This is a genomic window from Agrococcus sp. SGAir0287 (assembly GCF_005484985.1).
Taxonomy (GTDB): domain Bacteria; phylum Actinomycetota; class Actinomycetes; order Actinomycetales; family Microbacteriaceae; genus Agrococcus.
The window spans coordinates 2,145,919-2,168,737 of the sequence record NZ_CP027942.1 but is presented as its reverse complement, the minus strand read 5'-3'; the positions used below and the strand labels follow the sequence as shown (position 1 = coordinate 2,168,737).

Below are 22,819 nucleotides of genomic sequence, written 5' to 3'. Positions count from 1 at the left end.
CATGGCCCTCACCCGCAACGAGATGGCTGCCCGCGCCGCCGAGGAGCTCGAGGACGGCGCGTACGTCAACCTCGGCATCGGCCTGCCGACCCTCGTGCCGAACTTCGTGCCCGAGGGGCGCACCGTGGTGCTGCAGAGCGAGAACGGCATCCTCGGCGTCGGACCGTATCCGACGGAGGATGCGCTCGATCCCGACCTCATCAACGCCGGCAAGGAGACGGTGACGACGCTGCCGGGCACCGCCTTCTTCGACTCCGCGACCTCGTTCGGCATGATCCGCGGTGGCAAGATCGACGCCGCGATCCTCGGCGCGATGCAGGTGTCGGTCGCCGGCGACCTCGCCAACTGGATGATCCCCGGCAAGATGGTGAAGGGTCCCGGCGGCGCGATGGACCTCGTGCACGGAGCCAAGCGCGTCATCGTGCTCATGGAGCACGTCGCGAAGGACGGCTCGGCGAAGATCGTCTCCGAGTGCTCGCTGCCGCTGACGGGTCGCGGGGTCGTCGACCGCATCATCACCGACCTCGCCGTGCTCGACGTCACGCCCGACGGGCTGCGCCTCGTCGAGCTCGCGCCCGGCGTCACGCTCGACGAGGTGCGTGCCGCGACCGAGCCGGAGATCCTCGCATGAGCGACTCGGGCGCTGCGGCCGAGGGCGAGGCCGTGGTCGCGTCGGCGGCGCGGCCCTGGCTCCTCGACGGCGTCGCGGCGCGCGTCGTCGCCACGCCCAGGCTGCGTGCGAACGTCCTCTCGGCCGGCTCGGGCGACGCGCTGCCCGTCGTGCTCGTGCACGGCAACGTCTCGTCGTCGCACCTCTACCAGGAGACGATGCTCGCGCTGTCGGGGCCGTCGATCGCGATCGACCTGCGCGGCTTCGGCGACTCCGAGACGCTGCCGGTCGACGCGACGCGAGGCCTCGGCGACTACGCCGACGACGTCGCCTCCGTGCTCGACGAGCTCGGCATCGCGCGCGCGGTGCTCGTGGGCTGGAGCATGGGCGGCGGCGTCGTGCTGCGCCTCCTGATCGATCGCCCCGACCTCGTCGCGGGCCTCGTGCTCGAGTCGCCCGTGTCGCCGTACGGCTTCGGCGGCACGCGTCTCGACGGCTCGCTGGTGCATCCCGATGCGCCCGGCACGGGCGGCGGGGGAGCGAACCCCGACTTCGTCGCTCGCCTCGCCGCTGGGGACACCACGGCGGAGGTCGCGACGAGCCCGCGGTCGGTGCTGCGCGCGGCCTACGTCGCACCCGGCTACGCGAGCGACCTCGAGGACCTCTGGGTCGCCTCGATGCTCACGACGTCGACCGCGCCCGGCTGCTATCCGGGCGATGCGACGACGATCGAGGCGTGGCCGGGCTTCGCGCCCGGCACGGTCGGCGTGCTGAACACGATGGCGCCGACCGTCTGCGACCTGACGGGCATCGTCGACGGTCCCGTGCATCCGCCGATCGCCTGGGTGCGCGGCGAGGCCGACGCGATCGTCTCCGACGCGTCCTTCTTCGATCTCAACATGCTGGGCAAGGCCGGCGTCGTGCCCGGCTGGCCGGGCGACGACGTGGCGCCGCCGCAGCCGATGGTGTCGCAGATGCGCGCCGTGCTGGCGCGCTACGCCGATGCCGGTGGCTCGGTCGAGGAGCACGCGTGGGAGGGCGTCGGCCACGCGCCGCACCTCGAGCGCGTCGAGGAGTTCGCACGCATCGTGGAGGCGATGCGGGCCCGCGCCGCAGGCTGACGCTGCGCCGGCGACCTCGACGGCGCCGCCGGGCTCGCGCTTCGACGCCATCGTTCCGAGGTACGCATCTCGTCGCGAGGGACGCATCCTGCTCGACCGGGTACGCATCTCGTCGCGAGAGACGCATCCTGCTCGACCGGGTACGCCTCTCGTCGCGAGGTACGCCAGGTGCGGTACCTCGTTGCGAGCGGCGTACCTCGCAACGGGTCGAGCGACCGGCCGCGTCGATGGCGCCGGCGCCAGCGCCCGGCGCCGCCACGACGAACGCCGCCCCCCTGCACGGGGGCGGCGTTCGTGACTGCGGCTGCGGCGCGTCAGCCGACGCGGGACTCGGATGCGTCGTCGTCGTGGGCGACCGCGCGAGTCGACTCGTCGCGCAGCAGCTCGTCGATCGCGAGGTCGGCGTGCGTCGGCGGCGTCTCGCGCTCCTCCGCCGCCGCACCGTCGGCGACCGGCTCGCTGGTCGCATCCGCCTCGACGACCTCGCCGTCGAGGACCTCGTCGGCCTCCGCGCCCGACGTCGCCGCGGGCGGCTCGATGGCGAGGTCGGTGAACTCGGCCGCCGTGAGCGGCTTCGGCGCCTGCTCGATCTCGGTGGGCTCGACGATCTGCTTCGGCGCATCCAGCCGTGCGAGCTTGCGTGCGGAGACGAGCACGCGGGACTCGAGCGACGACGAGAACGCGTTGAAGTGCCTGACCGACGACTCGAGCGACGAGCGCACCCGCTCGACGTGGCCCGCCATGGTGGCGATGCGGTCGTAGAGCTCCTGGCTGAGGTCGTGCACGCGTGCGGCGTCCTCGGCGACGGCTGCCTGGCTCCACGTGATCGCGACGGACTTCAGCAGCGACCAGAGCGACACGGGGCTCGAGAGCGCGACGCGCTTGCCGAACGCGTAGTCCATGATCCCCGGGTCGGCCTCGAGCGCCGCCGAGACGAGCGACTCGGACGGGATGAAGGCGACGACGAACTCGGGGCTGTTCGCGATGCCCGCCCAGTACTGCTTGCTCGAGAGCTGGTCGACGTGCGCGCGCAGCGCCTTCACGTGCTCCTGCATGAGCGAGGCGCGGCGCGCGAGCTCCTCGTCGGATGCGGTGAGCGGGATGCGCGACGCCTCGAGGTAGGCGCGGAACGGCACCTTCGCATCGAGGGCGAGGTGCTTGCCGCCGGGCAGGTGCACGACCATGTCGGGACGCTGACGGCGGTCGTCCGAGGTGAACGACGTCTGCGTGTCGAAGTCGACGCGCTCGAGGAGGCCCGCCGCCTCGACGACGCGGCGCAGCTGCGTCTCGCCCCACACGCCGCGCGTGGAGTTGGACGACAGCGCGCTCGCCAGCGAGTCCGCCGTCGCGCGCAGGCGCTCCTCGGACTGCAGCGACTGCTGCAGCTGCTGCGCGATCGAGCCGTGCTGCTCGCTGCGCTGACGCTCGAGCTCGACGAGCTGCGTCTGCAGCTTCGTGACCGCCTCCTTCATCGGGGCGATCTGCTCGGCGACGCGCGACTCGCGCCGCTCGCGCTGCGTCGACTCCTCCGCGGCCGCCTTCGCGACCTCGAGCTGCTCGCGCAGCGCCTCGACCGTGGCGGCGAGCGCGGCGCGCTCCCGCTGCGCCGCGTCGCGGGCATCGACGGCCTCGCGGTGCTGCGAGGCCAGCGACTCGTGCGCCGCATGCAGGCCGGCGAGCTCGGCGTCGACGCGCTCGCGCTCGCGCACCTCCTGCTGCCGTGCGAACGCCTCCGCCTGCAGCCGCTCCTGCTCGGCGAGCGCGCGCTCCTGCGCGGCGCGCTCGTCGGCGAGCGCTGCCTCCGTCGCCTTGGCGCGTGCGACGAGACGGCTCGCGAACCAGCCCGCGGCGCCTCCGACCAGGAGGGCGACGAGCAGGGCGAGGGTGGTGCCGAGGTCCATGCGTCCAGTGTGTCGAGCACCCCCGACACGGGGCGGCTGCCGCGCCGTCGCCGCTCGCGACGCGCCGAGGCGCGTGGATGCCGTGGTGCGCGCTCCGGCGGACGCGTGGCGCCGCGGCCTCGTCGCGAGGTGCGGCGGCCCCGTCGCGAGGTGCGGCTGCTGCATCCAGGTGCTGTTGCAACCGCACCTGACTGCAGCACGCGCACCTGGCACGAGCCCGGGGCGCAGCAGTCCCACCCGAGTGCAGCATCCGCACCTCGGAGGAGCTCGGGGCGCAGCAGCCGCACCCGAGTGCAGGGTCCGCACCTCGGAACCCGCGGCGGAGCCGCGCGCGGGTCGGCCAGGACGCCGTCCCGCGCTCGTCGGACGACCGCGGCTCGACCCCGGGTCCGCGTCGCGTCGGCCCGCTCGCGCTACGGCCGCCACCACGCGTCGGCGGGCTCGCGCACGAGTCGCCGGTCGTCGTCGGGCCCGAGATGCTCGATCCGCGTCGAGCAGATGCGCGCGAGGTGCTCGAGGTCGGACGCCCCGTGGCGTGCGGCTGCGTGCGTGACGATCGTCGCGCACGCCTCGGCGTCGGCGGCCGCGTCGTGGTGGGCGAAGTCCTCGAAGCCCGCCGCCATCGCGGCGACCGGCAGGCGGTACGAGTCGAGGTGGTACGTCCTGCGCGCGATGCGCAGGGAGCACGTCCAGCGCGAGTCGGGCACGGCGAGGCCGCTCGCGAGCGACGCCGCCTTCAGCACGCCCTTGTCGAAGCCGACGTTGTGCGCCACGAGCACGTCGCCGCCGACGAAGTCGAGCAGGCGGTCGTGCTGGTCGACCCACCGCGGCGCGTGCGCCACGTCGACCTCGCGGATGCCGTGGATGCGCACGTTCCAGTGCGAGAACGCATCGTGCCCCAGAGGCGGACGGATGAGCCAGGAGGCGCGGTCGACGATGCGCGAGTCGCGCACCTTCACGAGCCCGACGGAGCAGGCGGATGCGGGCGAGCCGTTCGCGGTCTCGAAGTCGATCGCGGTGAAGTCGATCGCCATGCGCTCAGCCTGGCAGCGACCGCAGACAGCGATCGCCAGCGGCCTCGGCGGGTCGAGCGACGCGTCGGGCCAGACGCGACGCCGACGGCCGATGGCGCGGTCGCGTCCGGCATCCACGGGCGCACGCTCGCGTCACCGAGAGGTGAGCGGCGGTCGGGCCGCCGCCGCCGTCAGGGCGCGTCGGCGGGGGAGATGCACGCGCCGACCTCGTCGGTGCGGCTGACCATCGAGCCGAGCTCGCCGAGCACCGTGCCGCCCGAGATCACCTCGGGGTCGATGACGACCTCGACGGCGGGGTCGCGGCCGTACGTCACGTACGTCTGCGCCTCGGAGCCCTCCTCGGTCACGTCGATCCAGTCGACGCCCGAGATCGTGAGGCAGGTCGCCGTCGAGGGGCCCGGCACGGGCACGCCGCAGCGCAGGGTCACGGCGGTCGGCTCGCCCCACGCCGCGGTCGCCTGCGCATCCGTCGGGCGCTCGGCGAGCGGTCCGCCCACCTGTCCCTCGGCCAGCACGTCCGGCAGCGCGACGATGACCGAGGCGCACTGCGGAGCCGTCGCGTCGGGCGCCGGCTCGAGCGAGACCGTGGAGGCGCAGGCCGAGAGCGTCGCGGCCGCGAGCCCGGCGAGGGCGAGGGCGATCGGCAGGCGGCGCATCGCCTCCAGGCTATCGTCGTGGCGTGCCGACGACCGACGCCCGAGCGCCCCAGGCCGACGCCGCAGCGACGGTCGCGAGCGTCGGCGAGCGCGGTGCCCTCGCACGCATCATCCCGCGGCTGCCGCGCGGCGACGACACCCTCGTCGGCCCCGGCGACGACGCCGCGGTCGTGCGCGCCGACGGGTCGTTCGTCGTCACGACCGACACGATGCTCGAGGGCCCCGACTTCCGCGCCGCCTGGTCGACGTGGGCCGACCTCGGCGCGAAGGCCGCCGCGACGAACCTCGCCGACGTCGCCGCGATGGGCGCGCGACCCACCGCGCTCGTCGTCGCGCTCGCGGTGCCCGGCGCGACGCTCGTCGCCGACCTCGAGGCGTTCGCCGACGCGCTCGCCGCTGCCGTCGCGTCCCTCGCCCCCGGCTGCGGCGTCGTCGGCGGCGACCTCACGACGTCCGACCGCACCGTGATCGCAGTGACGGCGTTCGGCACGCTCGACGGACGGGATCCCGTGCTGCGCTCGGGCGCGCGCGTCGGCGACCGCGTCGTCGTCGCGGGCGAGCTCGGGTCGGCGGGCGAGGGCATCGCGCTGCTCTTCGCGCAGGCGATCGTCGACGGGGTCGAGTCGTCGGCGGAGGCCGCACGCCTGCGCGCCGAGCACCCCCGTGCCGTCGAGGCGCAGCTCGCGCCCGCGCCGCCCGTCGCGATGGGACCGGTGCTCGCGGCTGCGGGCGCCACCGCCATGCTCGACGTCTCCGATGCGCTCGCGCTCGACGCCTCCCGCATCGCCGATGCCTCCAGCGTGCGCATCGCGTTGCGCTCGGCACCGCTGAGCGCATTCCCGGCGCCGCTCGAGCACGTGCTGCACGGCGGCGAGGACCACGCGCTCCTCGCGACCCTGCCGGCATCCGCGCCGATGCCGGACGGCGTCGTCGAGATCGGCGTCGTCGAGCCCGGCGCCGGCGTGACGCTCGACGGCGAGCCGCTCGCGGCACGCGGCTGGGATCCGTTCGCGGGCTGAGTCGAGCGGTGCGCGTCCGTCCGCACCCCTTCCGCGCGCCGACGCGTCGTGCTCGACTGGGGCGATGGATGCGGCGGCCTGGCGACGACGACGCCGACGCGCGACGATCGGCGGCCTGGCGCTGCTGACCGTCGTCTGCGCGCTCGGCGTGCTGCTGTGGAGCCTCGACGCGTGGCGATGGCTCTTCATGCTGTGGTTCGTGCCGGCGCTCGTGCTGCACCTCCTGGTCCTCGCGCAGCGGCGGCCGCGACGCCTGCTGCAGCGGCTCGGCATCGTGCTCTCGGCGATCGACGACGATGCGACGGGCACCGTCGTCGGCGTCGACGAGCGGCAGGCGCCGTGGTGGCTGGGCATGCGCGGATGGCGCACGACCTTCCTCGTGCTCGTCGACGATCCCCGCGGGTACGGGCTGTGGGACGTGCGGCGCGGTCGCGCGGTCGAGGTCATGCGCTGCCCGTGGGATGCGGTCGCCGACGCCGTCGTGCGCGACGGCGGCGCGCACGTCGAGCTGCTGCCGGCCGCACCCGGCGACCCCGTCGTGCGGCTCGCACCTGCCGGCTTCCGCGACGAGCCGCCCCAGCTCATGCAGACGCCGAGCCGCGCGCTCGCGTTCGCCGTCCGCATCCGCGACCGGCTGCACGCGCACGATCCGATGGCGCGTCGGCGCCCGCCGCGTCGGGCGGACGACGTCGGGGGATGGGGTGGATGGGATGGCGGCGACCTCGGGTGACCGGGGTCCCGCATCGTCCTTCCTCGCCCGCGCCGACGCCGACGATGCGGGCGTTGCGAGGTACGCATCTCGCCGGCGGGTACGGCGATCGCGGTACCTCGCGTCGGGATGGGTACCTCGCGTAGCGAGATGCGTACCTCGGAACGAGATGCGTACCTCGGAACGAGATGCGTACCTCGGAACGACAGCGCCCCCAGCGGTGGACGCCGCGGGTCGACGGGCGCTACCCGGCGGCGCCGGGGCGGCGCTCGAGCCAGTGCACGGCGGTGTCGCCGTGCCGACGCGTGCGGACGAGCGCGAGGTCGCTCGGCGGCTCGGGCTCGCCGGCGCGCGACGCCTGCTCGAGCACGACGACGGCATCCTCCACGAGCGTCGGCACGAGCGCCTGCAGCACGGCCGCGACCTGCGCGGGCGGCAGGTCGTAGGGCGGGTCGAGGAAGACGAGGTCGAAGGTGCGCGTCGTCTGCGCGAGGTAGGCGAGCGCCGGCTGCGCGACGACCGTCGCGCGCTCGGCGCCCGCCTTCGCCACCGCATCCGCGTTCCGCTGCGCGACCTTCGCCGCCTGCCGCGCCGAGTCGACGAGCACGACCGATGCGGCGCCGCGGCTCGCGGCCTCGAGGCCCAGGGCTCCGGAGCCGGCGAAGAGGTCGAGCACGTGCGCGCCGTCGCAGAGGCCGCGTGCGTCGAGCGCCGAGAAGATCGACTCGCGCATCCGATCCGACGTCGGCCGCGTGCCGGCGCCCGGCACCGCGAGGGTCAACGATCCGGCCACCCCGGCGATGATGCGCGTCACCGCTCCATCCTCGCGCACGCGACCTCGTCGAACCCGCACGCCACGGCCCGCTCGTGCGCAGGGTGCACGCGAGGCCGCGCTGGCGTGCGGGTTCGACGAGCACCGGCAGCACCGGCCGCCCGGTGCCCCGGCCGCCGTCGCACGTGTCGCCTACGCTGGCAGCCGTGACCGACCGCCCCGCCGACGACGCCGGCGTCTCCGACGGCGCCGTGCCCGACGGGCTGGAGCGGTCGCTGCGCAACGCGGTCGGCCAGAAGACCGCGGATCGGCTGCGGCGCGCGTTCGGCTACGAGCGCGTCGGCGACCTCGTCATGCACGTGCCGCGCCGCTACGTGACACGCGGCGAGCTCACCGACCTGTCCGAGCTGCAGGTCGGCGATCACGTCACGGTCGTCGCCGAGGTGCGCGGCATCGACACGCGCGAGACCGGCAAGCGCGACCGCCGCGGTCGGCCGCTCAAGGTCACGACCGTCGACATCTCCGACGGCACCGACACCCTCCAGCTCACCTTCTTCAACTCGCCGTGGATCACGACCGAGCTGCACCCGGGCGTGACGGGCATGTTCTCCGGCACCGTCAGCGTGTTCCGCGACCGACGGCAGCTCACGCATCCCGAGTACGAGACGTTCGCGGAGGAGGGGGCGGATCCGACGGCGTGGGCCGCCGAGGTGATCCCGATCTATCCCGCGACAGCGACGCTGCCGTCGAAGGACATCCGCGCCCTCATCCGGCAGGTGCTGAGCGACCTCGGGCCCATCGCCGATCCCGTGCCGGACGACGTGCGACGCGAGCATCGGCTGCTGCCGCTACGCGCGGCGCTCGACCGACTGCACGCGCCCGACTCGGAGGAGTCCGGGCGCATCGCCATGCACACGCTGCGCTGGCACGAGGCCTTCCTGCTCGAGACGTACCTGCTCGCGACGCGCGCATGGATGCAGTCGCTGCCGTCGACGCCGCGGCACGCGGGCGCGCTGCTCGCGCGGCTCGACGCATCGTTGCCGTACGAGCTCACGCCCGACCAGCGCGCCGTGGGGGATGAGGTGCAGGCCGACCTCTCGAGCCGCACCTCCATGCATCGGCTCGTGCAGGGCGAGGTGGGATCCGGCAAGACGCTCGTCGCGATCCGCGCCATGCTCGCCGTCGCGGAGTCGGGCGGGCAAACGGCGCTCCTCGCGCCCACCGAGGTGCTCGCGAGCCAGCACCTGCGATCGATCGTCGCCACCCTCGGTCCCGACCTCGCCGCCGAGCTGCATCCCGTGCTCCTCACCGGTCAGATGCCCGCGGCCGAGCAGCGGCGGGCGCTGCTGGCGATCGCGGCGGGCCAGTCGCGCATCGTCGTCGGCACCCACGCGCTGCTGTCCGATCGCGTGCAGTTCGTCGACCTCGGCCTCGTCGTCATCGACGAGCAGCACCGGTTCGGCGTCGAGCAGCGCGAGACGCTGCGGCAGAAGGGCGTCGCGCCGCACACGCTCGTGCTCACGGCGACGCCGATCCCGCGCACGATCGCGATGACGGCGTTCGGCGACCTCGACGTGTCGACGATCCGCACCCTCCCGCCCGGACGCACGCCGATCCAGACCCACGTCGTCGGGCCCGAGGCACCGCCCGCCGTCGGCCAGCGGGTGTGGCATCGCGTCGCCGAGGAGGTCGCGAAGGGGCGGCAGGCATTCGTGGTCTGCCCCGCGATCGCGCCCGGCGACGTCGAACGGGGCATGCCCGAGGCGGAGGATGCGGAGGGCGCCGTGCCGGCGGCGCTCGCGGACGTCGAGACGTGGACGCGGCTGCTGCGCACGCATCCCGGGCTGCAGACGACGCGGGTGGAGTCGCTGACGGGCGCGATGTCCGCCGACGAGAAGGACGCCGTCATGCGCGCCGTCGTCGCCGGCGAGGTGGGCGTGCTCGTGGCGACGACCGTCATCGAGGTCGGCGTCGACGTGCCCAACGCGACGACGATGGTGGTCAACGACGCCGATCGCTTCGGCGTGTCGCAGCTGCATCAGCTGCGCGGTCGCGTCGGCCGCGGCGCGCACCCCGGCCTCTGCCTGCTGCGCACGGACGCCGAGGAGGGCACGCTCGCGCGGGAGCGGGTCGATGCGGTCGCCGCGACGCTCGACGGGTTCGCGCTCGCCGAGATCGACCTCGAGCATCGTCGCGAGGGCGACGTGCTGGGCACGACGCAGTCGGGTGGCCGGTCGAGCCTCAGGCTGCTGCGCGTGACGCGCGATCGCGCCGTCATCGAGGCGGCGCGAGACGCTGCGCTCGGCGTGCTCGCCGCCGACCCGCGCCTCGAGCGCCACGCCGCGCTGCGGCTCGCGGTGCATCGCCGCCTCGATCCCGATGCGCGAGCGGCGCTGACGTCGGCGTAGGGCCGGTGCGCGAGCTGCCCCGTCGTGGCGTTCCGAGGTACGCATCTCGCGCGCAGGTACGGCGATCGGCGTACCTCGCGGCGGGATGCGTACCTCGCAAGCCAGGGCGCGGCACGGGCGGCCACGAAACATGACCGTCACGTCACCGTCGGTAGGATCGATCCCATGCCCCGCATCGCCGTCGTGCCCGGCTCCTACGACCCCGTGACCCTCGGTCACCTGGACGTCATCTCGCGCGCCGCGCGCATCTTCGACGAGGTGCACGTGCTCGTCGTGCACAACCCCGACAAGAACGCGTTCCTCCCGGCGCCCGATCGCCAGCTCCTCATCGAGCGCTCGATCGAGGAGGCGCGCATCGAGGGCTCCATCACGGTCGCGACGTGGTCGATGGGCCTGCTCGTCGACTACTGCCAGCAGGTCGGGGCGGAGGTGCTCGTGAAGGGCATCCGCTCGCAGATCGACCTCGCGTACGAGACCCCCATGTCGATCGTGAACCGCGACCTCGCGGGCGTCGACACCGTCTTCCTGCTGCCGAATCCCGAGAACGCGCACGTCTCGTCGAGCCTCGTACGCCAGGTGGCCGAGCTCGGCGGCGACGTGAGCCCCTACGTGCCGCGCGCCGTGGCGACCTTCCTGCAGCGCTCGTGACGCGTCGCCGATGAGCCGGCTCGAGGCGTTCGCGGTCGACGGGATCGGCGAGGTCGCGGCCGGCGACGACCTCGCGCGCCTCGTGGGCGACGCCATCGCGCCGCACGCGCCCGCCGACGGCGACGTCGTCGTCGTCACGAGCAAGATCGTCTCGAAGGCGGAAGGGCGGATGCGCCTGGCCGCCGACCGCGAGCAGGCGATCACCGACGAGACCGTGCGCGTCGTCGCGAGACGCGCGCACGCGCACGGCGTCACGCGCATCGTGCAGGACCGCAACGGCTTCGTCATGGCGGCGGCCGGCGTCGACGCGTCGAACACGCCCGACGGCACGATCCTGCTGCTGCCGCTCGATCCCGACGCGTCGGCGCTCGCGCTCGCCACGGCGCTGCGCGACCGGTTCGGCGTCGCGCTGGGCGTCGTCGTCACCGACACGTTCGGCAGGCCATGGCGCGCCGGGCAGACCGACGTCGCGATCGGCGCGGCGGGCATCCGCGTCATCGAGCCGCTCGCGGGCAGCGTCGACACGCACGGGAGGCCGCTCGTCGTCAGCGCCGCGGCGATCGCCGACGAGATCGCCTCGACCGCGGAGCTCGTCGCGGGCAAGACGAGCGGCCGACCCGTGACGATCGTGCGCGGGCTCGGCCGCCACGTCGCGAGCCTCGACGAGCCGGGCGCTCGCCGGCTCGTGCGGGATGCCGACAGCGACATGTTCCGACTCGGCTCGGCCGAGGCGCACGCGGAGGGGTACGCCGAGGGCTACGCGGCCGGCCTCGCGGCGGCTTCGGGCGACCCCGCGCTCTGCGCCGATCGCGAGCCCGCCGAGGCCGAGCGCGTGCACGGCGACGCCTGACGCGACGCGCTCGCCGTCGCGACCGCCGCGTCCGGCACGACCGCAGGAGCCCACAGGCAGGCATGCCAGACTGACCGGCCAAGGGGGTGCGATGACCGAGCTCGCAGAGGCCATCGAGGGTGCCGTGGGGACCGTGATCGACGGCAAGCCCGACGAGATCCGCACCGTCCTGACGGTGCTGCTCGCCGAGGGGCACATCCTCCTCGAGGACGTGCCGGGGGTCGGCAAGACGCAGCTCGCGCGCGCGTTCGCCGCCGCGATCGGCGGCAGCGTGCACCGCATCCAGTTCACGCCCGACCTGCTGCCGAGCGACATCACGGGCGTGTCGATCTACGACCAGCGCGTCGGCCGCTTCGAGTTCACGCCCGGCCCGGTGTTCTCGAACATCGTCATCGCCGACGAGATCAACCGCGCGAGCCCCAAGACGCAGTCGGCGCTGCTGGAGTGCATGGAGGAGGGCCAGGTCACCGTCGACGGCGTGACGCACGAGCTGCCGCGGCCCTTCATGGTCATCGCGACGCAGAACCCCATCGACATGGACGGCACGTACGCGCTGCCCGAGGCGCAGCGCGACCGGTTCATGGTGCGTCTGCAGCTCGGCTATCCGGATGCGGACGCCGAGCTGCGGATGGTGCAGGCCCGCAAGACGCACACGCCGCTCGCCGACCTGCGCACCGTCGTCTCGAGCGACGAGTTCCAGCGCGAGATCGACGTCGCGCACGCCGTGCGCGCCCACGAGCTCGTCGAGCAGTACGCCGTGCGACTCGTGCGCGCCACGCGCGAGCAGCAGGTGGTGCGCATCGGCGCGAGCCCGCGCGCGACGCTGCAGCTGCTGCGCGCGGCGAAGGCGCGCGCGCATCTCGCGGGTCGCGACTGGCTCTCTCCCGACGACGTGAAGTCGCTCGCGCGGCAGGTGCTGCCGCACCGCATCCTGCTGCACGACCAGGCCGCGTCGATCGACGACGCTCGCGCCGTCGTGGATCGCGTGCTCGACACGACGCCCGCTCCCAGGGCTCGATGATGCGGCTGCGGCCCACGGTGCGCGGCCTCGCGCTCGCGTGCGCCGCCGCGGGCCTCGCGATCGCCGCCTACTGGACGCTGCAGGCCGCCTTCCTCGTGCCTGCGGTGCTCGCCGGCGGGGTCGTCGTCGCGGGCCTCGTGCTGCTGGCGGTCTCGCGGCCGGGGCGCGACGTCGTCTGGTCGCCGCCCGCCGTCGCGGTCGAGGGCGTCGACCTCGACGTGCCCGTGCGCCTGCCCGAGGCCTACGCGGGCGGGTGGTGGCGTCCGCAGACGTCGCTCGATCCCATCACGTTCACGTGGGACCGGCTCGACGCGGCGGCGACGCACCTGCGCGTCTTCTCGCCGCATCGCGGCGTGCATCGCCTCGGGCCCGTGCGCGCCCGACGCCGCGACCCCCTGGGCGCGTGGCTCGCGACGACCAGGCTCGACGACGTCGGCGAGCTCGTGGTCGGGCCCCGCGTCACGCCGCTGCCCGCCTCGGCGGTGCTGGGCCATGGCATCGACGCCGCGACGAGCAGGATCGGGCAGGGCGACCTCGTCGACCAGCTCGTGCGCGACTACCGCCCCGGGGATCCGGTGCGCCGCATCCATTGGCGGCAGACGGCGCGGCACGGGGACCTCATGGTGCGGCAGGAGCAGCCGCCCGCGACGCCGCGCGTCCTCATCGTGCTCGACACGCTCGCCGCCGGGTGGCGCGACGAGGACGAGTTCGACGAGGGCGTGCGCGCCTTCGCGTCCCTGTGCCTCGCGGTCGCGTCGCAGGGGCTCGACGTCGAGGTGCGCGAGACGGGGGCTGCGCAGCTCGGCGAGCAGGCGTTCACGAACCGCACCGCCCTGCTCGACGCGTGCGCACGCCTCGAGCCCGCGCGCATGGCGGTCGAGCGCACCGCGGACGGGCCGACGATCGTCGTGGCTGGGATGGGCAGCCCGCCGCTGCGGCGCATGTTGGAGGAGCTCGCTCCCGGCTCGACCGTCTGGTCGGTGACCGACGACGAGCGCACCGTGGGCCGCACCGTCCGCCACGTGCGATGGAACGCGGGACACCCGTACGACGCGAGGCGGCCGGCATGACGCGCGCCCCGGAGATGGTCGCGCCCGTCGAGGCGCCCGCGGCGCCCGACGAACGGGTCGAGCGCCACGGCGACGGAGCGTCGATCGGCATGCGCGCCGTGCTCGTCGCCGGCGGCCTCCTCCTCTCCCTCGTGCCGTGGCTCGGCCTGCTGGAGGGCGGGTGGCAGACCGTCGTCGCGGCCTTCGTCGTCACGCTCGTCGGCGTCACGAGCATCGCGCGAGCGCTCGGAGCGCGCGCGCTCGCGATGCTGCCCGCGCTCGTCGTCGCCGTGCCGTGGCTCACGCTCGCCACGGCTCCGCAGGAGGCCCTCCTCGGCCTCGTGCCCACGCGCGCATCCCTCGTCGCGTCGTGGGCGTCGCTCGAGTCCGGCATCACGCAGCTGCTGTGGACGCCCGGCATCCCCGTACCGATGACGCCCGACGTCGTAGGCGTGCTGCTGGTCGCCGTGCTGCTGCTGTGGCTGCTCGTCGATGCGCTGCTCGCGCTCGGCGTGCCCGCGCTCGCCGCCGCGCCGCTGCTGCTGCCGACGCTCATGACCATGGCCTACCGCGTGGAGGTCGACCCGATGGAGGTCGTGCCCGTCGTCGCGGCCATGGCCGGCTTCCTCGTGCTCGGGCGGCGCGAGCGATCGCGCGCCAGGGCGCTCGCGGCGGGCGTGCTCGTCATCGTCGCGGCCGTCGTCGCCCCCGCCGTGGCGCCATCGCCGCGCGAGGTCGACATCGACTGGCCCGCATGGATGGAGGGGCCAGCCGTCGCGCAGGGCGGCTCCGGTCCGCCGATGCTCTCGACGGGCATCGACCTCGCCGCCGACCTCCAGCGCGCCTCCCCGGTGCGCATCTTCGACTACGCGCCGAGCGACGGGCTGCCGATGCTGACGCGGCTCACGTCGCTATCGGGCATCGGTCCCGACGGCTTCGTCGAGGAGCGCGGCGAGCTGACGACGTCGTTCGACGACCTGGGCGCCCGCACGCCCGGCACGCCCATCACGACGCAGTTCACCCTCGGTCGCGCCTTCATCGGCAACGTGCCGATCCCCGTGCTGGCGACCTCGACGAGCGACTTCTCGGGCACGTGGCGATGGGATCCTGCATCGCAGTCGATCGGCTTCACGGATCCCGACCGCATCGTCTCGCTGAACGACCAGACGTACGCCGTCGAGAGCGTGCGCCCGACGCCGATCCCGGAGGGCGAGTCGCCGACGGCCGACGGCGCCCAGGAGGCGCGGGAGGTGCCGCCCGGGGCCGCGTTCTTCGACGACCTCGCGCTCGACATCGTCGACATGAGTGCACCACCGCTCGAGCGCGCGCAGCAGATCGAGGCGTACATGACGGACGACTCGTGGACGTACTCCGAGCGCGTGCCGCTCGAGGGCTTCGGCACCGCGGAGGGCGGCCAGTGGGGCGCGCTCATGGCGTTCATGGATGCGCGCTCCGGCTACTGCGTGCACTACGCGTCGGCGACGGCGATCCTCGCGCGTGCCGCAGGCATCCCGGCGCGCGTCTCGATCGGCTTCCTCCCGGGCACGGATCCGAACGCCGACGGCACGTACACCGTCACGACGAACGACATGCACGCGTGGGCGGAGCTGTGGTTCGACGGCTACGGCTGGGTGCCCTTCGACACGACGCCGGGCATCGCGGGCGGCGGCACGGTCGCGTCGGCGGAGGACGACGACGAGGCGGGCGCGACGGAGCAGCCGACGCTGCCGTCGCCCACCGCTGCCGCGCCGTCGCCGTCGGCCTCGGCGTCGCCGTCGCCGAGCGCGGCCCCGACTCCGTCGTCGTCGGCCGACGCGGGAGCGGCGCCCACGGCGACCGGTCCGCCCGGTGCGGGCGCACCCATCCGATGGGACCTCGTGGCCCGTCCGATCCTCGTGCTCCTCGCGCTGCTGCTCGTCGTCGCGACGCCGGCGACGGTGCGCGAGGTGCTGCGTCGCCGCCGGATCGCCGAGGGCGCGGGCGGCGCGCTCTGGGAGGTGCAGGCGACCCTCGCCGACGCCGGCGAGCGCGTGCCGACCTCGCGGACACCCGGCGAGATCGCAGCGGCCGTCGCGGCGTTGCCGCTGCGCGAGCGGGAGCGGCGTGCGCTCGACCGCCTGCGCGACGCGGCCGAGCGCGAGCGCTTCGCCGGCGAGCCGTCGACCGGTCACGCGAAGGATGCGCGCGCGGTGATCGCGGGCATCCGCCGAACGATCCCGCGTCGTGAGCGGTTGCTGCGCGCACTCGCACCGCCGAGCCTCGTGCGCGTCTGGCGCCGCGACCGCGCGGACGACGACGAGCACGTCTCGGCCTGACGCGTCTCCGGAACCTCTCCGTGAGGTGCGAGCGGAGCGAGCCTCGAAGGGAGCCCGTAGGGGACCGCGAGCGGTGCCCCCGCGACCGCTCCGCCGCATGACCGCGCTGCTACAGAGCCGCTCCGTGAGGTGCGAGCGGAGCGAGCCTCGAAGGGAGCCCGTAGGGGACCGCGAGCGGTGCCCCCGCGACCGCTCCGCCGCATGACCGCGCTGCTACAGAGCCGCTCCGTGAGGTGCGAGCGGAGCGAGCCTCGAAGGGAGCCCGTAGGGGACCGCGAGCGGTGCCCCCGCGACCGCTCCGCCGCATGACCGCTCTGCTACAGAGCCGCTCCGTGAGGTGCGAGCGGAGCGAGCCTCGAAGGGAGCCCGTAGGGGACCGCGAGCGGTGCCCCCGCGACCGCTCCGCCGCATGACCGCTCTGCCACAGAGCCGCTCCGTGAGGTGCGAGCGGAGCGAGCCTCGAAGGGAGCCCGCAGGGGACCGCGAGCGGTGCCCCCGCGACCGCTCCGCCGCATGGCCGCGCTGCCACGGAACCGCTCCGTGAGGTGCGAGCGGAGCGAGCCTCGAAGGGAGCCCGCAGCGGATCGTGAGCGGTGCCCCCGCGACCGCTCCGCCGCATGACCGCTCTGCCACAGAGCCGCTCCGTGAGGTGCGAGCGGAGCGAGCCTCGAAGGGAGCCCGCAGGGGACCGCGAGCGGTGCCCCCGCGACCGCTCCGCCGCATGGCCGCGCTGCCACGGAACCGCTCCGTGAGGTGCGAGCGGAGCGAGCCTCGAAGGGAGCCCGCAGCGGATCGTGAGCGGTGCCCCCGCGACCGCTCCGCCGCATGACCGCTCTGCCCCAGAACCGCTCCGTGAGGTGCGAGCGGAGCGAGCCTCGAAGGGAGCCCGCAGGGGACCGCGAGCGGTGCCCCCGCGACCGCTCCGCCGCATGGCCGCGCTGCCACGGAACCGCTCCGTGAGGTGCGAGCGGAGCGAGCCTCGAAGGGAGCCCGTAGGGGACCGCGAGCGGTGCCCCCGCGACCGCTCCGCCGCATGACCGCTCTGCCACAGAGCCGCTCCGTGAGGTGCGAGCGGAGCGAGCCTCGAAGGGAGCCCGCAGGGGACCGCGAGCGGTGCCCCCGCGACCGCTCCGCCGCATGGCCGCGCTGCCACGGAACCGCTCCGTGAGGTGCGAGCGGAGCGAGCCTCGAAGGGAGCCCGCAGCGGATCGTGAGCGGTGCCCCCGCGACCGCTCCGCCGCATGACCGCTCTGCCCCAGAACCGCTCCGTGAGGTGCGAGCGGAGCGAGCCTCGAAGGGAGCCCGCAGGGGACCGCGAGCGGTGCCCCCGCGACCGCTCCGCCGCATGGCCGCGCTGCCACGGAACCGCTCCGTGAGGTGCGAGCGGAGCGAGCCTCGAAGGGAGCCCACAGCGGATCCACGCCTAGACGTCCGCCGGCCCTCGACGCCTCGACGCCCTCGAGATCGCGGTCCAGTCCCCTCGGATCAGCGCCTCCCGCTTCGCTCGCCCCCAGCCGTGCAGCCGACGCTCCATCGCCCACGCCTCGTCGACGCGCTCGTACTCCGCGGCCCACACGAGCTCGACGGGCAGGCGGCTCGACGTGTACACCGCGCCCTTGCCGGAGGCGTGCTGCTGCATCCGCGCGTCGAGGTTGCGCGTGCTGCCGACGTAGAGAGAGCCATCGGCGCATCGGAGCATGTAGACGTGGGGCATGCAGATCATCGTGCGCTCGGGCGGTCACCGATGCCGCGAGTCGCCGGGCAGTCGTGGACGGGGTCGAGTTGTGCGGGAGCGGTGCTCCTTTCGAGGCTCGCTTCGCTCGCACCTCAAGGAGCGGTTGGGTGGGCGCGGTCGGAGTGGGAGCGGGAACGGTTGGGAGGGGTCGGGTCGTGCGGGAGCGGTGCTCCTTTCGAGGCTCGCTTCGCTCGCACCTCGAGGAGCGGTTGGGTGGGCTCGGCCGTAGCGGGAGCGGTTGGGTGGGCGCGGTCGGACCGGGAGCGGGAGCGGTTCGGGTGGGCGCGGGCGCAGCGGGAGCGGGAGCGGTTCAGAAGGCGCTGTCGGGTGGGACGGTGGCTAGGGGAGCGCGACCGTCACGGCGAGGCGACCCGTCAGCGGGTCGGGGCCGACGTGCGCGCGGACGTCGTAGACCTCGGCGATGCGCTCCGCCGTCAGCACGTCGGCGACCGGTCCGGCAGCCGCGAGCCGCCCGTCGGCCAGCAGCGCGACGTGATCCGCCCAGCCGGCGAGCGTCAGGTCGTGCAGGGCCGCGACGACCGTGACGCCGTCGTCGGCGAGCGCGCGCAGCAGCGCGATCGTCTCGAGCGACGCGCGCACGTCGAGGTGGTTCGTCGGCTCGTCGAGCACGAGGATGCGCGGCTCCTGCGAGAGCGCCGCGGCGAGCCTGACGCGCTGGCGCTCGCCGCCCGAGAGCGACGCGAACGAGCGATCGGCCCACGCGGCAGCCCCGGCGCGGGCGAGCGCATCCATCGCGATCGTGCGATCCTCGCGGCTCGTCGACCCCAGCAGTCCCTGATGCGGCATGCGACCGAGCAGCGCCACCTCGAGGCACGTGAGCGCGAGCTCGCTCGCCGCCTCCTGCTCGACGACCGCGATGCGGCGTGCGCGCTCGCGACGACCGAGCGCGTGCAGGTCGTCTTCGCCGAGCCGCACCGTGCCCGCGCTCGGCGACTCGACGCCCGACAGCTGCCGCAGCAGGGTGGACTTGCCCGAGCCGTTCGGCCCGACGAGCGCCGTGAGCCCCGTCGACGGCACCGCGAGGTCGATGCCGTGCAGGATGCGGGTGCCATCGACCTCGACGACGAGCCCCGACGCGACGAGGCTCGCAGTGCTCGACCCGCTCACGCCGACCTCCGCTGCCGCAGCAGGATGAGCGCGAACGCAGGCGCGCCGACGAGCGCCGTGACGATGCCGACCGGCAGCTCCCGCGGCTCGAACGCCGTGCGCGCGATCGTGTCGGCGGCGAGCAGCACGATGCCGCCCGCGAGCGCCGACAGCGGCAGCAGCGATCGATGCCCCGGCCCCGTGAGCAGTCGCACGGCGTGCGGCACGATGAGGCCGACGAAGCCGATGGATCCCGACACCGACACGAGGATGCCGGTGAGCAGCGCCGTCGCGCCGAGGAGCAGGATGCGCGTGCGACCAGGATCGATGCCGAGGGATGCCGCGTGCCGGTCGCCGAAGGCGAAGGCGTCGAGGCGGCGCGCGACGAGCGCGATCGGCACGACGATCACGACGACGCCCGCCCAGGTGAGCCCGACGGCGGGCCAGCGCGCCGCGGCGAGCGTGCCCATGAGCCAGCCGAGGATCTCGCGGTACGAGTCGCCCGTGACGGTCCAGAAGATCACGAGGCTCGTGACGGCGCCGAGCATCGACGAGACGGCGAGCCCCGCGAGCACCGTGCGCGTCGGCGTCACCTGGCCGATGGCGGTCGCGAGCCCGATCGTCATCGCCAGCGCGAGCGCGGCGCCGGCGAACGCGGCGACCGGCAGCGGCACCGCGACGCCGAGCAGGAGCGCGCACACGGCGCCGAGCGACGCACCCGACGACAGCCCGAGGAGGTAGGGATCGGCGAGCGGATTCCGCGTCACCGACTGCATGACCGCGCCGCACACCGCGAGGCCTGCGCCGCACGCGATCGCGACGAGCACGCGCGGCACGCGACGCTGCCACACGATGCCGTCGTCGATGCGCGACAGCACCGGCTCGCCGAGGCCCAGGTGCGCGCCGATCGTCGCCCACACGTCGCCGAACGACAGGTCGGCCGCACCGAGCACGACCGCGAGCGTCGCGAGCAGCGGCGTCGCGACGGCGAGCACGATCGCGGCGACCGCGACGCGCCCGCGTCTCGCCGTCATCCGCATCCGTGCGCGACCGTTCCGCGCGTCAGAGCGCGATCTCGGAGACCTGCAGCGCCACGGATGCCGCCGCCTCGGCCGTGCGCACGCCCGCCTCCGACGCCGCGAACGGCACGATGACGTAGCGATGCTGCTGCACGGCGGTGAGCTGCGAGAGCGTGGGGTCGGACTCGAGGTAGTCGATCTTGTGGTCGGCGGTGTTCCAGGCGCTGTCGACGATGACGATGACGTCGGGGTCGGCGGCGAGCACAGACTCCCAGCCGTACGGCGACCATCCGCCCTCGAGGTCGCTCGCGACGTTCGTGAGCCCCGCGGTCTCGAGGATGAGCTCCGGCGCGCCCTGCCCGGCGCCGACGTACGGCGTCTCGGTGCCCGACGACCACCACAGCGCGCTCAGGCCGCGGTCGTCGGCGGTGATGCCGTCGAGCATCTCCTGCTGGTCGGCGACGACGCCCGAGGCGTCGACGTCGAAGATGTCGGCGAGCTGCTCGACCTCGGCTGCGATGTCGTCGAAGGTCACCTCGGTGGGTGCGTCGGCGCTCATGCACGCCGTCGGCCACACGTAGGTGCCGACGCCGAGGTCGGCGAGCTCGTCGCGCGTGCCGACGGCGTCGGCGGCGAACGCCGACTCCCAGCCGGAGAAGATCAGGTCGGGCTCGAGCTCGAGCACCGACTCGGCGCCCGGCATCCGCTCGTCGATGACGGGCAGCGGCTCGTCGACCGTCAGCGAGTCGGGCAGCGGGCCGTCCTGGAACGCGGTGCCGACGATGCGGTCGCCGAGACCGAGCGCGATGAGCGCCTCGGTCGTCGTCGACTTGATCGTCACGACGCGCTCGGGCGGCGTCTCGAACGTCGCGTCGAACCCGCAGTTCGACACGGTGACGCCCTCGGCGGATGCGGATGCCGACGGCGCGGGGGAGGAGGACGACGCGGGCGACTGGCTCGACGCGCAGCCGGCGAGGGCGAGCGCGGCGACGAGGGCGACGGCGGGGAGGGAGCGACGCATGGAGAGGACCTTCCGGGCATGCTGGCGCGAACGTGGATGAAGGGTTCGCGCGCGGAGATGGTGCCCGGCGCAGGGTCGATCCTATCCCGCACGTGCAGTGCCGAGCGTCGTGCTGGGCGGCGTCGGCGCGCAGCGACGGCCGGGGGCTAGCCGTCCTCGAGCAGCCGTCGCTGCTCGCCCAGCACCGTCGCGACGTCGTCCTCCAGATCGGTGGCGAGACGCCCGCTCGACGGGCGCGCCTGCACCACGGCGAACCGGTCGTCGACGACGATCCAGTAGGTGCGCCCATCGTGGAAGTCGGGATCGCTCGACAGCGAGGCCTCGATCCCCGTCCACCCCTGCTCCGACAGCGGCGTCCAGGTGCCCGTCGGCGGGGCGCACGCTGCGACGAACGCGTCGAGCGACGCGATGGCCTGGGCGCCCCCCGAGTCGAACGCGGCTACGGCGATCGTGCCGTGGCTCGACGTCGCGGGCTCGGCGACCTCGAGCGTGATCGAGCCCGCGCGCGCTGGCTCGATGGCGTCGTAGAAGGCGGCCATCTCGAGGTCGCAGACGGCGTCGCGATCGGGATCGCCGGGCATCTCGACGATCGCTTGGAACAGCGAGACCCGCCAGGCCGCACCGTCGACGTCGCAGAGCATCGCCGGGGTGACGAGGAGGTCGGGCACCTCGACGTCGATCTGCGACGTCGCGCATGCGGTCGGAGACGGCGCCGCGCTCGGCTCGGGGGTCGGCGCGGGCGCCGGGGTCGCGCATCCCGCGAGCAGCATGGCCACGGTCGCGGCCGCGAGGACGATCGGCGTCGTACGCATGGTCGGAGGCTAGCTGCGGCGACTGCACGACAGCCGGGAGCGGACGACCGCGGATCCCGCGGCGCGGGGCACGATCGGGTCACGATCCTGATCGTGACTCTGGCGAAACGTCGCCGAAACGCGCGACCCTCAGAGTCAACGCAAGGGAGCGGAGGGTCACGTGACCACGGTCAGAGCAGCCATCACCCAGACGACGTGGACGGGCGACAAGGAGTCCATGCTGGATCGCCACGAGGCGTTCCAACGCGAGGCCGCCGAGCAGGGGGCGCAGGTCATCTGCTTCCAGGAGCTGTTCTACGGGCCCTACTTCGGCATCACGCAGGACAAGGCGTACTACCGCTACGCCGAGCCCGTCGACGGCCCCATCGTGCAGCGCTTCGCCGCGCTCGCGAAGGAGCTCGGCATGGTCTCCATCCTGCCGATCTACGAGGAGGAGCAGACGGGCGTGTACTACAACACGACCGTCGTCGTGGATGCGGACGGCACGGTGCTCGGCACCTACCGCAAGCACCACCTGCCGCATCTCGACCGCTTCTGGGAGAAGTTCTACTTCCGCCCCGGCAACCAGGGCTACCCGGTGTTCGACACCGCGGTCGGCAAGGTCGGCACCTACATCTGCTACGACCGCCACTTCCCGGAGGGGTGGCGCGAGCTCGGCCTGAACGGCGCCCACATGGTGTTCAATCCCAACGCGACGAAGCCGGGGCTCTCGAACCGCCTGTGGGAGGTCGAGGGGCCGGCCGCCGCCGTCGCGAACGGCTACTTCGTGCTGCAGCCCAATCGCGTCGGCCGCGAGGACAACGAGTACGGCGACCTCGCCGTCGACTTCTACGGCACGAGCCAGGTCATCGACCCGCGCGGGAACTTCGTCGGCGAGCGCGGCTCGAGCGAGCACGAGGAGCTGCTCGTGCGCGACCTCGACATGGACATGGTCCAGGAGATGCGGGACGACTGGCAGTTCTACCGCGACCGCCGACCCGACTCGTACACGCGGATCGCGCAGCCGTAGGGG

Annotated in this window: 20 protein-coding genes; 11 read left to right on the top strand and 9 right to left on the bottom strand. The window is 74.1% G+C overall.

Annotated features, from left to right (window positions below):
• Window position 1 precedes the first annotated feature (1 nt).
• Both C1N71_RS10315 and C1N71_RS10310 read left to right on the top strand, forming a co-directional pair.
• The gene (locus C1N71_RS10315) at window positions 2–631 is read left to right on the top strand and encodes a CoA transferase subunit B (RefSeq protein WP_175414184.1); all 630 of its coding nucleotides are present in this window, start codon (window positions 2–4) and stop codon (window positions 629–631) included.
• Entirely contained in the window at window positions 628–1,731 is a 1,104-nt protein-coding gene (locus tag C1N71_RS10310) for an alpha/beta fold hydrolase (RefSeq protein ID WP_137756318.1), read from the top strand. The genes C1N71_RS10315 and C1N71_RS10310 overlap by 4 nt, the downstream gene beginning before the upstream one ends.
• A 314-nt stretch (window positions 1,732–2,045) precedes the next feature.
• Here the strand turns inward: C1N71_RS10310 and rmuC are convergent, their stop codons facing one another.
• The 3 genes from rmuC to C1N71_RS10295 all read right to left on the bottom strand — a co-directional run bounded on the left by rmuC (window position 2,046) and on the right by C1N71_RS10295 (window position 5,322).
• Window positions 2,046–3,632 (bottom strand): DNA recombination protein RmuC, encoded by a 1,587-nt coding sequence (gene rmuC / locus C1N71_RS10305; RefSeq protein ID WP_137756317.1) that lies wholly within the window; start codon window positions 3,630–3,632, stop codon window positions 2,046–2,048.
• A 413-nt stretch (window positions 3,633–4,045) separates the two neighbouring features.
• Window positions 4,046–4,666 carry an exonuclease domain-containing protein gene (locus C1N71_RS10300; protein ID WP_137756316.1) on the bottom strand — a complete coding sequence of 207 codons (621 nt, stop codon included), beginning with the start codon at window positions 4,664–4,666 and terminating at the stop codon, window positions 4,046–4,048.
• A gap of 170 nt (window positions 4,667–4,836) precedes the next feature.
• Entirely contained in the window at window positions 4,837–5,322 is a 486-nt protein-coding gene (locus C1N71_RS10295; protein ID WP_137756315.1) for a DUF3515 domain-containing protein, read from the bottom strand.
• Window positions 5,323–5,345: 23 nt separating this feature from the next.
• On the opposite strand from C1N71_RS10295, the gene thiL reads away from it, so the two are divergent.
• Both thiL and C1N71_RS10285 read left to right on the top strand, forming a co-directional pair.
• A complete protein-coding gene (thiL, locus tag C1N71_RS10290) occupies window positions 5,346–6,341 on the top strand; it encodes a thiamine-phosphate kinase (protein ID WP_137756314.1) in 996 nt (331 codons plus the stop codon).
• A gap of 64 nt (window positions 6,342–6,405) precedes the next feature.
• Window positions 6,406–7,071: a hypothetical protein gene (locus tag C1N71_RS10285; RefSeq protein ID WP_137756313.1), complete on the top strand. Its 666-nt coding sequence runs from the start codon at window positions 6,406–6,408 to the stop codon at window positions 7,069–7,071.
• A gap of 223 nt (window positions 7,072–7,294) precedes the next feature.
• Here C1N71_RS10285 and rsmD read toward each other — a convergent pair whose 3' ends face one another.
• On the bottom strand, window positions 7,295–7,864 hold the full coding sequence (gene rsmD, locus C1N71_RS10280) for a 16S rRNA (guanine(966)-N(2))-methyltransferase RsmD (protein ID WP_137756312.1): 570 nt from the start codon (window positions 7,862–7,864) through the stop codon (window positions 7,295–7,297).
• A gap of 164 nt (window positions 7,865–8,028) precedes the next feature.
• On the opposite strand from rsmD, the gene C1N71_RS10275 reads away from it, so the two are divergent.
• The 6 genes from C1N71_RS10275 to C1N71_RS15465 all read left to right on the top strand — a co-directional run bounded on the left by C1N71_RS10275 (window position 8,029) and on the right by C1N71_RS15465 (window position 16,113).
• Window positions 8,029–10,230 carry an ATP-dependent DNA helicase RecG gene (locus C1N71_RS10275; RefSeq protein ID WP_368074095.1) on the top strand — a complete coding sequence of 734 codons (2,202 nt, stop codon included), beginning with the start codon at window positions 8,029–8,031 and terminating at the stop codon, window positions 10,228–10,230.
• A 165-nt stretch (window positions 10,231–10,395) separates the two neighbouring features.
• On the top strand, window positions 10,396–10,878 hold the full coding sequence (gene coaD / locus C1N71_RS10270) for a pantetheine-phosphate adenylyltransferase (protein WP_137756311.1): 483 nt from the start codon (window positions 10,396–10,398) through the stop codon (window positions 10,876–10,878).
• A gap of 10 nt (window positions 10,879–10,888) precedes the next feature.
• A complete protein-coding gene (gene cofE, locus C1N71_RS10265; protein WP_137756310.1) occupies window positions 10,889–11,728 on the top strand; it encodes a coenzyme F420-0:L-glutamate ligase in 840 nt (279 codons plus the stop codon).
• A 91-nt stretch (window positions 11,729–11,819) separates the two neighbouring features.
• The gene (locus C1N71_RS10260) at window positions 11,820–12,749 is read left to right on the top strand and encodes an AAA family ATPase (RefSeq protein ID WP_137756309.1); all 930 of its coding nucleotides are present in this window, start codon (window positions 11,820–11,822) and stop codon (window positions 12,747–12,749) included.
• Complete coding sequence (locus C1N71_RS10255) at window positions 12,749–13,819, top strand: DUF58 domain-containing protein (RefSeq protein ID WP_254677977.1); 1,071 nt, start codon at window positions 12,749–12,751, stop codon at window positions 13,817–13,819. Before C1N71_RS10260 ends, C1N71_RS10255 begins: the two co-directional genes overlap by 1 nt.
• The gene (locus C1N71_RS15465; RefSeq protein ID WP_175414183.1) at window positions 13,816–16,113 is read left to right on the top strand and encodes a transglutaminase-like domain-containing protein; all 2,298 of its coding nucleotides are present in this window, start codon (window positions 13,816–13,818) and stop codon (window positions 16,111–16,113) included. The genes C1N71_RS10255 and C1N71_RS15465 overlap by 4 nt, the downstream gene beginning before the upstream one ends.
• A gap of 1,423 nt (window positions 16,114–17,536) precedes the next feature.
• Here the strand turns inward: C1N71_RS15465 and C1N71_RS10245 are convergent.
• From C1N71_RS10245 to C1N71_RS10225, 5 genes are all read right to left on the bottom strand, one after another.
• Entirely contained in the window at window positions 17,537–17,827 is a 291-nt protein-coding gene (locus tag C1N71_RS10245) for a GIY-YIG nuclease family protein (RefSeq protein WP_137756306.1), read from the bottom strand.
• A 360-nt stretch (window positions 17,828–18,187) separates the two neighbouring features.
• Window positions 18,188–18,976 carry an ABC transporter ATP-binding protein gene (locus tag C1N71_RS10240; protein ID WP_137756305.1) on the bottom strand — a complete coding sequence of 263 codons (789 nt, stop codon included), beginning with the start codon at window positions 18,974–18,976 and terminating at the stop codon, window positions 18,188–18,190.
• A complete protein-coding gene (locus C1N71_RS10235; protein ID WP_137756304.1) occupies window positions 18,973–19,989 on the bottom strand; it encodes a putative F420-0 ABC transporter permease subunit in 1,017 nt (338 codons plus the stop codon). Before C1N71_RS10235 ends, C1N71_RS10240 begins: the two co-directional genes overlap by 4 nt.
• Before the next feature lie 28 nt (window positions 19,990–20,017).
• Complete coding sequence (locus C1N71_RS10230; RefSeq protein WP_137756303.1) at window positions 20,018–20,995, bottom strand: putative F420-0 ABC transporter substrate-binding protein; 978 nt, start codon at window positions 20,993–20,995, stop codon at window positions 20,018–20,020.
• A gap of 146 nt (window positions 20,996–21,141) precedes the next feature.
• Complete coding sequence (locus C1N71_RS10225; RefSeq protein WP_137756302.1) at window positions 21,142–21,807, bottom strand: hypothetical protein; 666 nt, start codon at window positions 21,805–21,807, stop codon at window positions 21,142–21,144.
• 160 nt (window positions 21,808–21,967) lie between these two features.
• Here C1N71_RS10225 and C1N71_RS10220 point away from each other — a divergent pair, with 160 nt between their 5' ends.
• Window positions 21,968–22,816: a nitrilase-related carbon-nitrogen hydrolase gene (locus C1N71_RS10220; protein WP_137756301.1), complete on the top strand. Its 849-nt coding sequence runs from the start codon at window positions 21,968–21,970 to the stop codon at window positions 22,814–22,816.
• The last annotated feature ends 3 nt before the right edge of the window (window positions 22,817–22,819 follow it).

Coding starts and splice junctions, on each gene's coding strand:
- C1N71_RS10225 (WP_137756302.1), bottom strand. CDS start 21,807: ATGCGTACGACGCCGATCGTCCTCGCGGCCGCGACCGTGGCCATGCTG.
- C1N71_RS10245 (WP_137756306.1), bottom strand. CDS start 17,827: ATGCCCCACGTCTACATGCTCCGATGCGCCGATGGCTCTCTCTACGTC.
- C1N71_RS10235 (WP_137756304.1), bottom strand. CDS start 19,989: ATGACGGCGAGACGCGGGCGCGTCGCGGTCGCCGCGATCGTGCTCGCC.
- C1N71_RS10260 (WP_137756309.1), top strand. CDS start 11,820: ATGACCGAGCTCGCAGAGGCCATCGAGGGTGCCGTGGGGACCGTGATC.
- C1N71_RS10255 (WP_254677977.1), top strand. CDS start 12,749: ATGCGGCTGCGGCCCACGGTGCGCGGCCTCGCGCTCGCGTGCGCCGCC.
- C1N71_RS10300 (WP_137756316.1), bottom strand. CDS start 4,666: ATGGCGATCGACTTCACCGCGATCGACTTCGAGACCGCGAACGGCTCG.
- C1N71_RS10315 (WP_175414184.1), top strand. CDS start 2: ATGGCCCTCACCCGCAACGAGATGGCTGCCCGCGCCGCCGAGGAGCTC.
- C1N71_RS10230 (WP_137756303.1), bottom strand. CDS start 20,995: ATGCGTCGCTCCCTCCCCGCCGTCGCCCTCGTCGCCGCGCTCGCCCTC.
- rmuC (WP_137756317.1), bottom strand. CDS start 3,632: ATGGACCTCGGCACCACCCTCGCCCTGCTCGTCGCCCTCCTGGTCGGA.
- coaD (WP_137756311.1), top strand. CDS start 10,396: ATGCCCCGCATCGCCGTCGTGCCCGGCTCCTACGACCCCGTGACCCTC.
- C1N71_RS15465 (WP_175414183.1), top strand. CDS start 13,816: ATGACGCGCGCCCCGGAGATGGTCGCGCCCGTCGAGGCGCCCGCGGCG.
- C1N71_RS10310 (WP_137756318.1), top strand. CDS start 628: ATGAGCGACTCGGGCGCTGCGGCCGAGGGCGAGGCCGTGGTCGCGTCG.
- cofE (WP_137756310.1), top strand. CDS start 10,889: ATGAGCCGGCTCGAGGCGTTCGCGGTCGACGGGATCGGCGAGGTCGCG.
- C1N71_RS10285 (WP_137756313.1), top strand. CDS start 6,406: ATGGATGCGGCGGCCTGGCGACGACGACGCCGACGCGCGACGATCGGC.
- C1N71_RS10295 (WP_137756315.1), bottom strand. CDS start 5,322: ATGCGCCGCCTGCCGATCGCCCTCGCCCTCGCCGGGCTCGCGGCCGCG.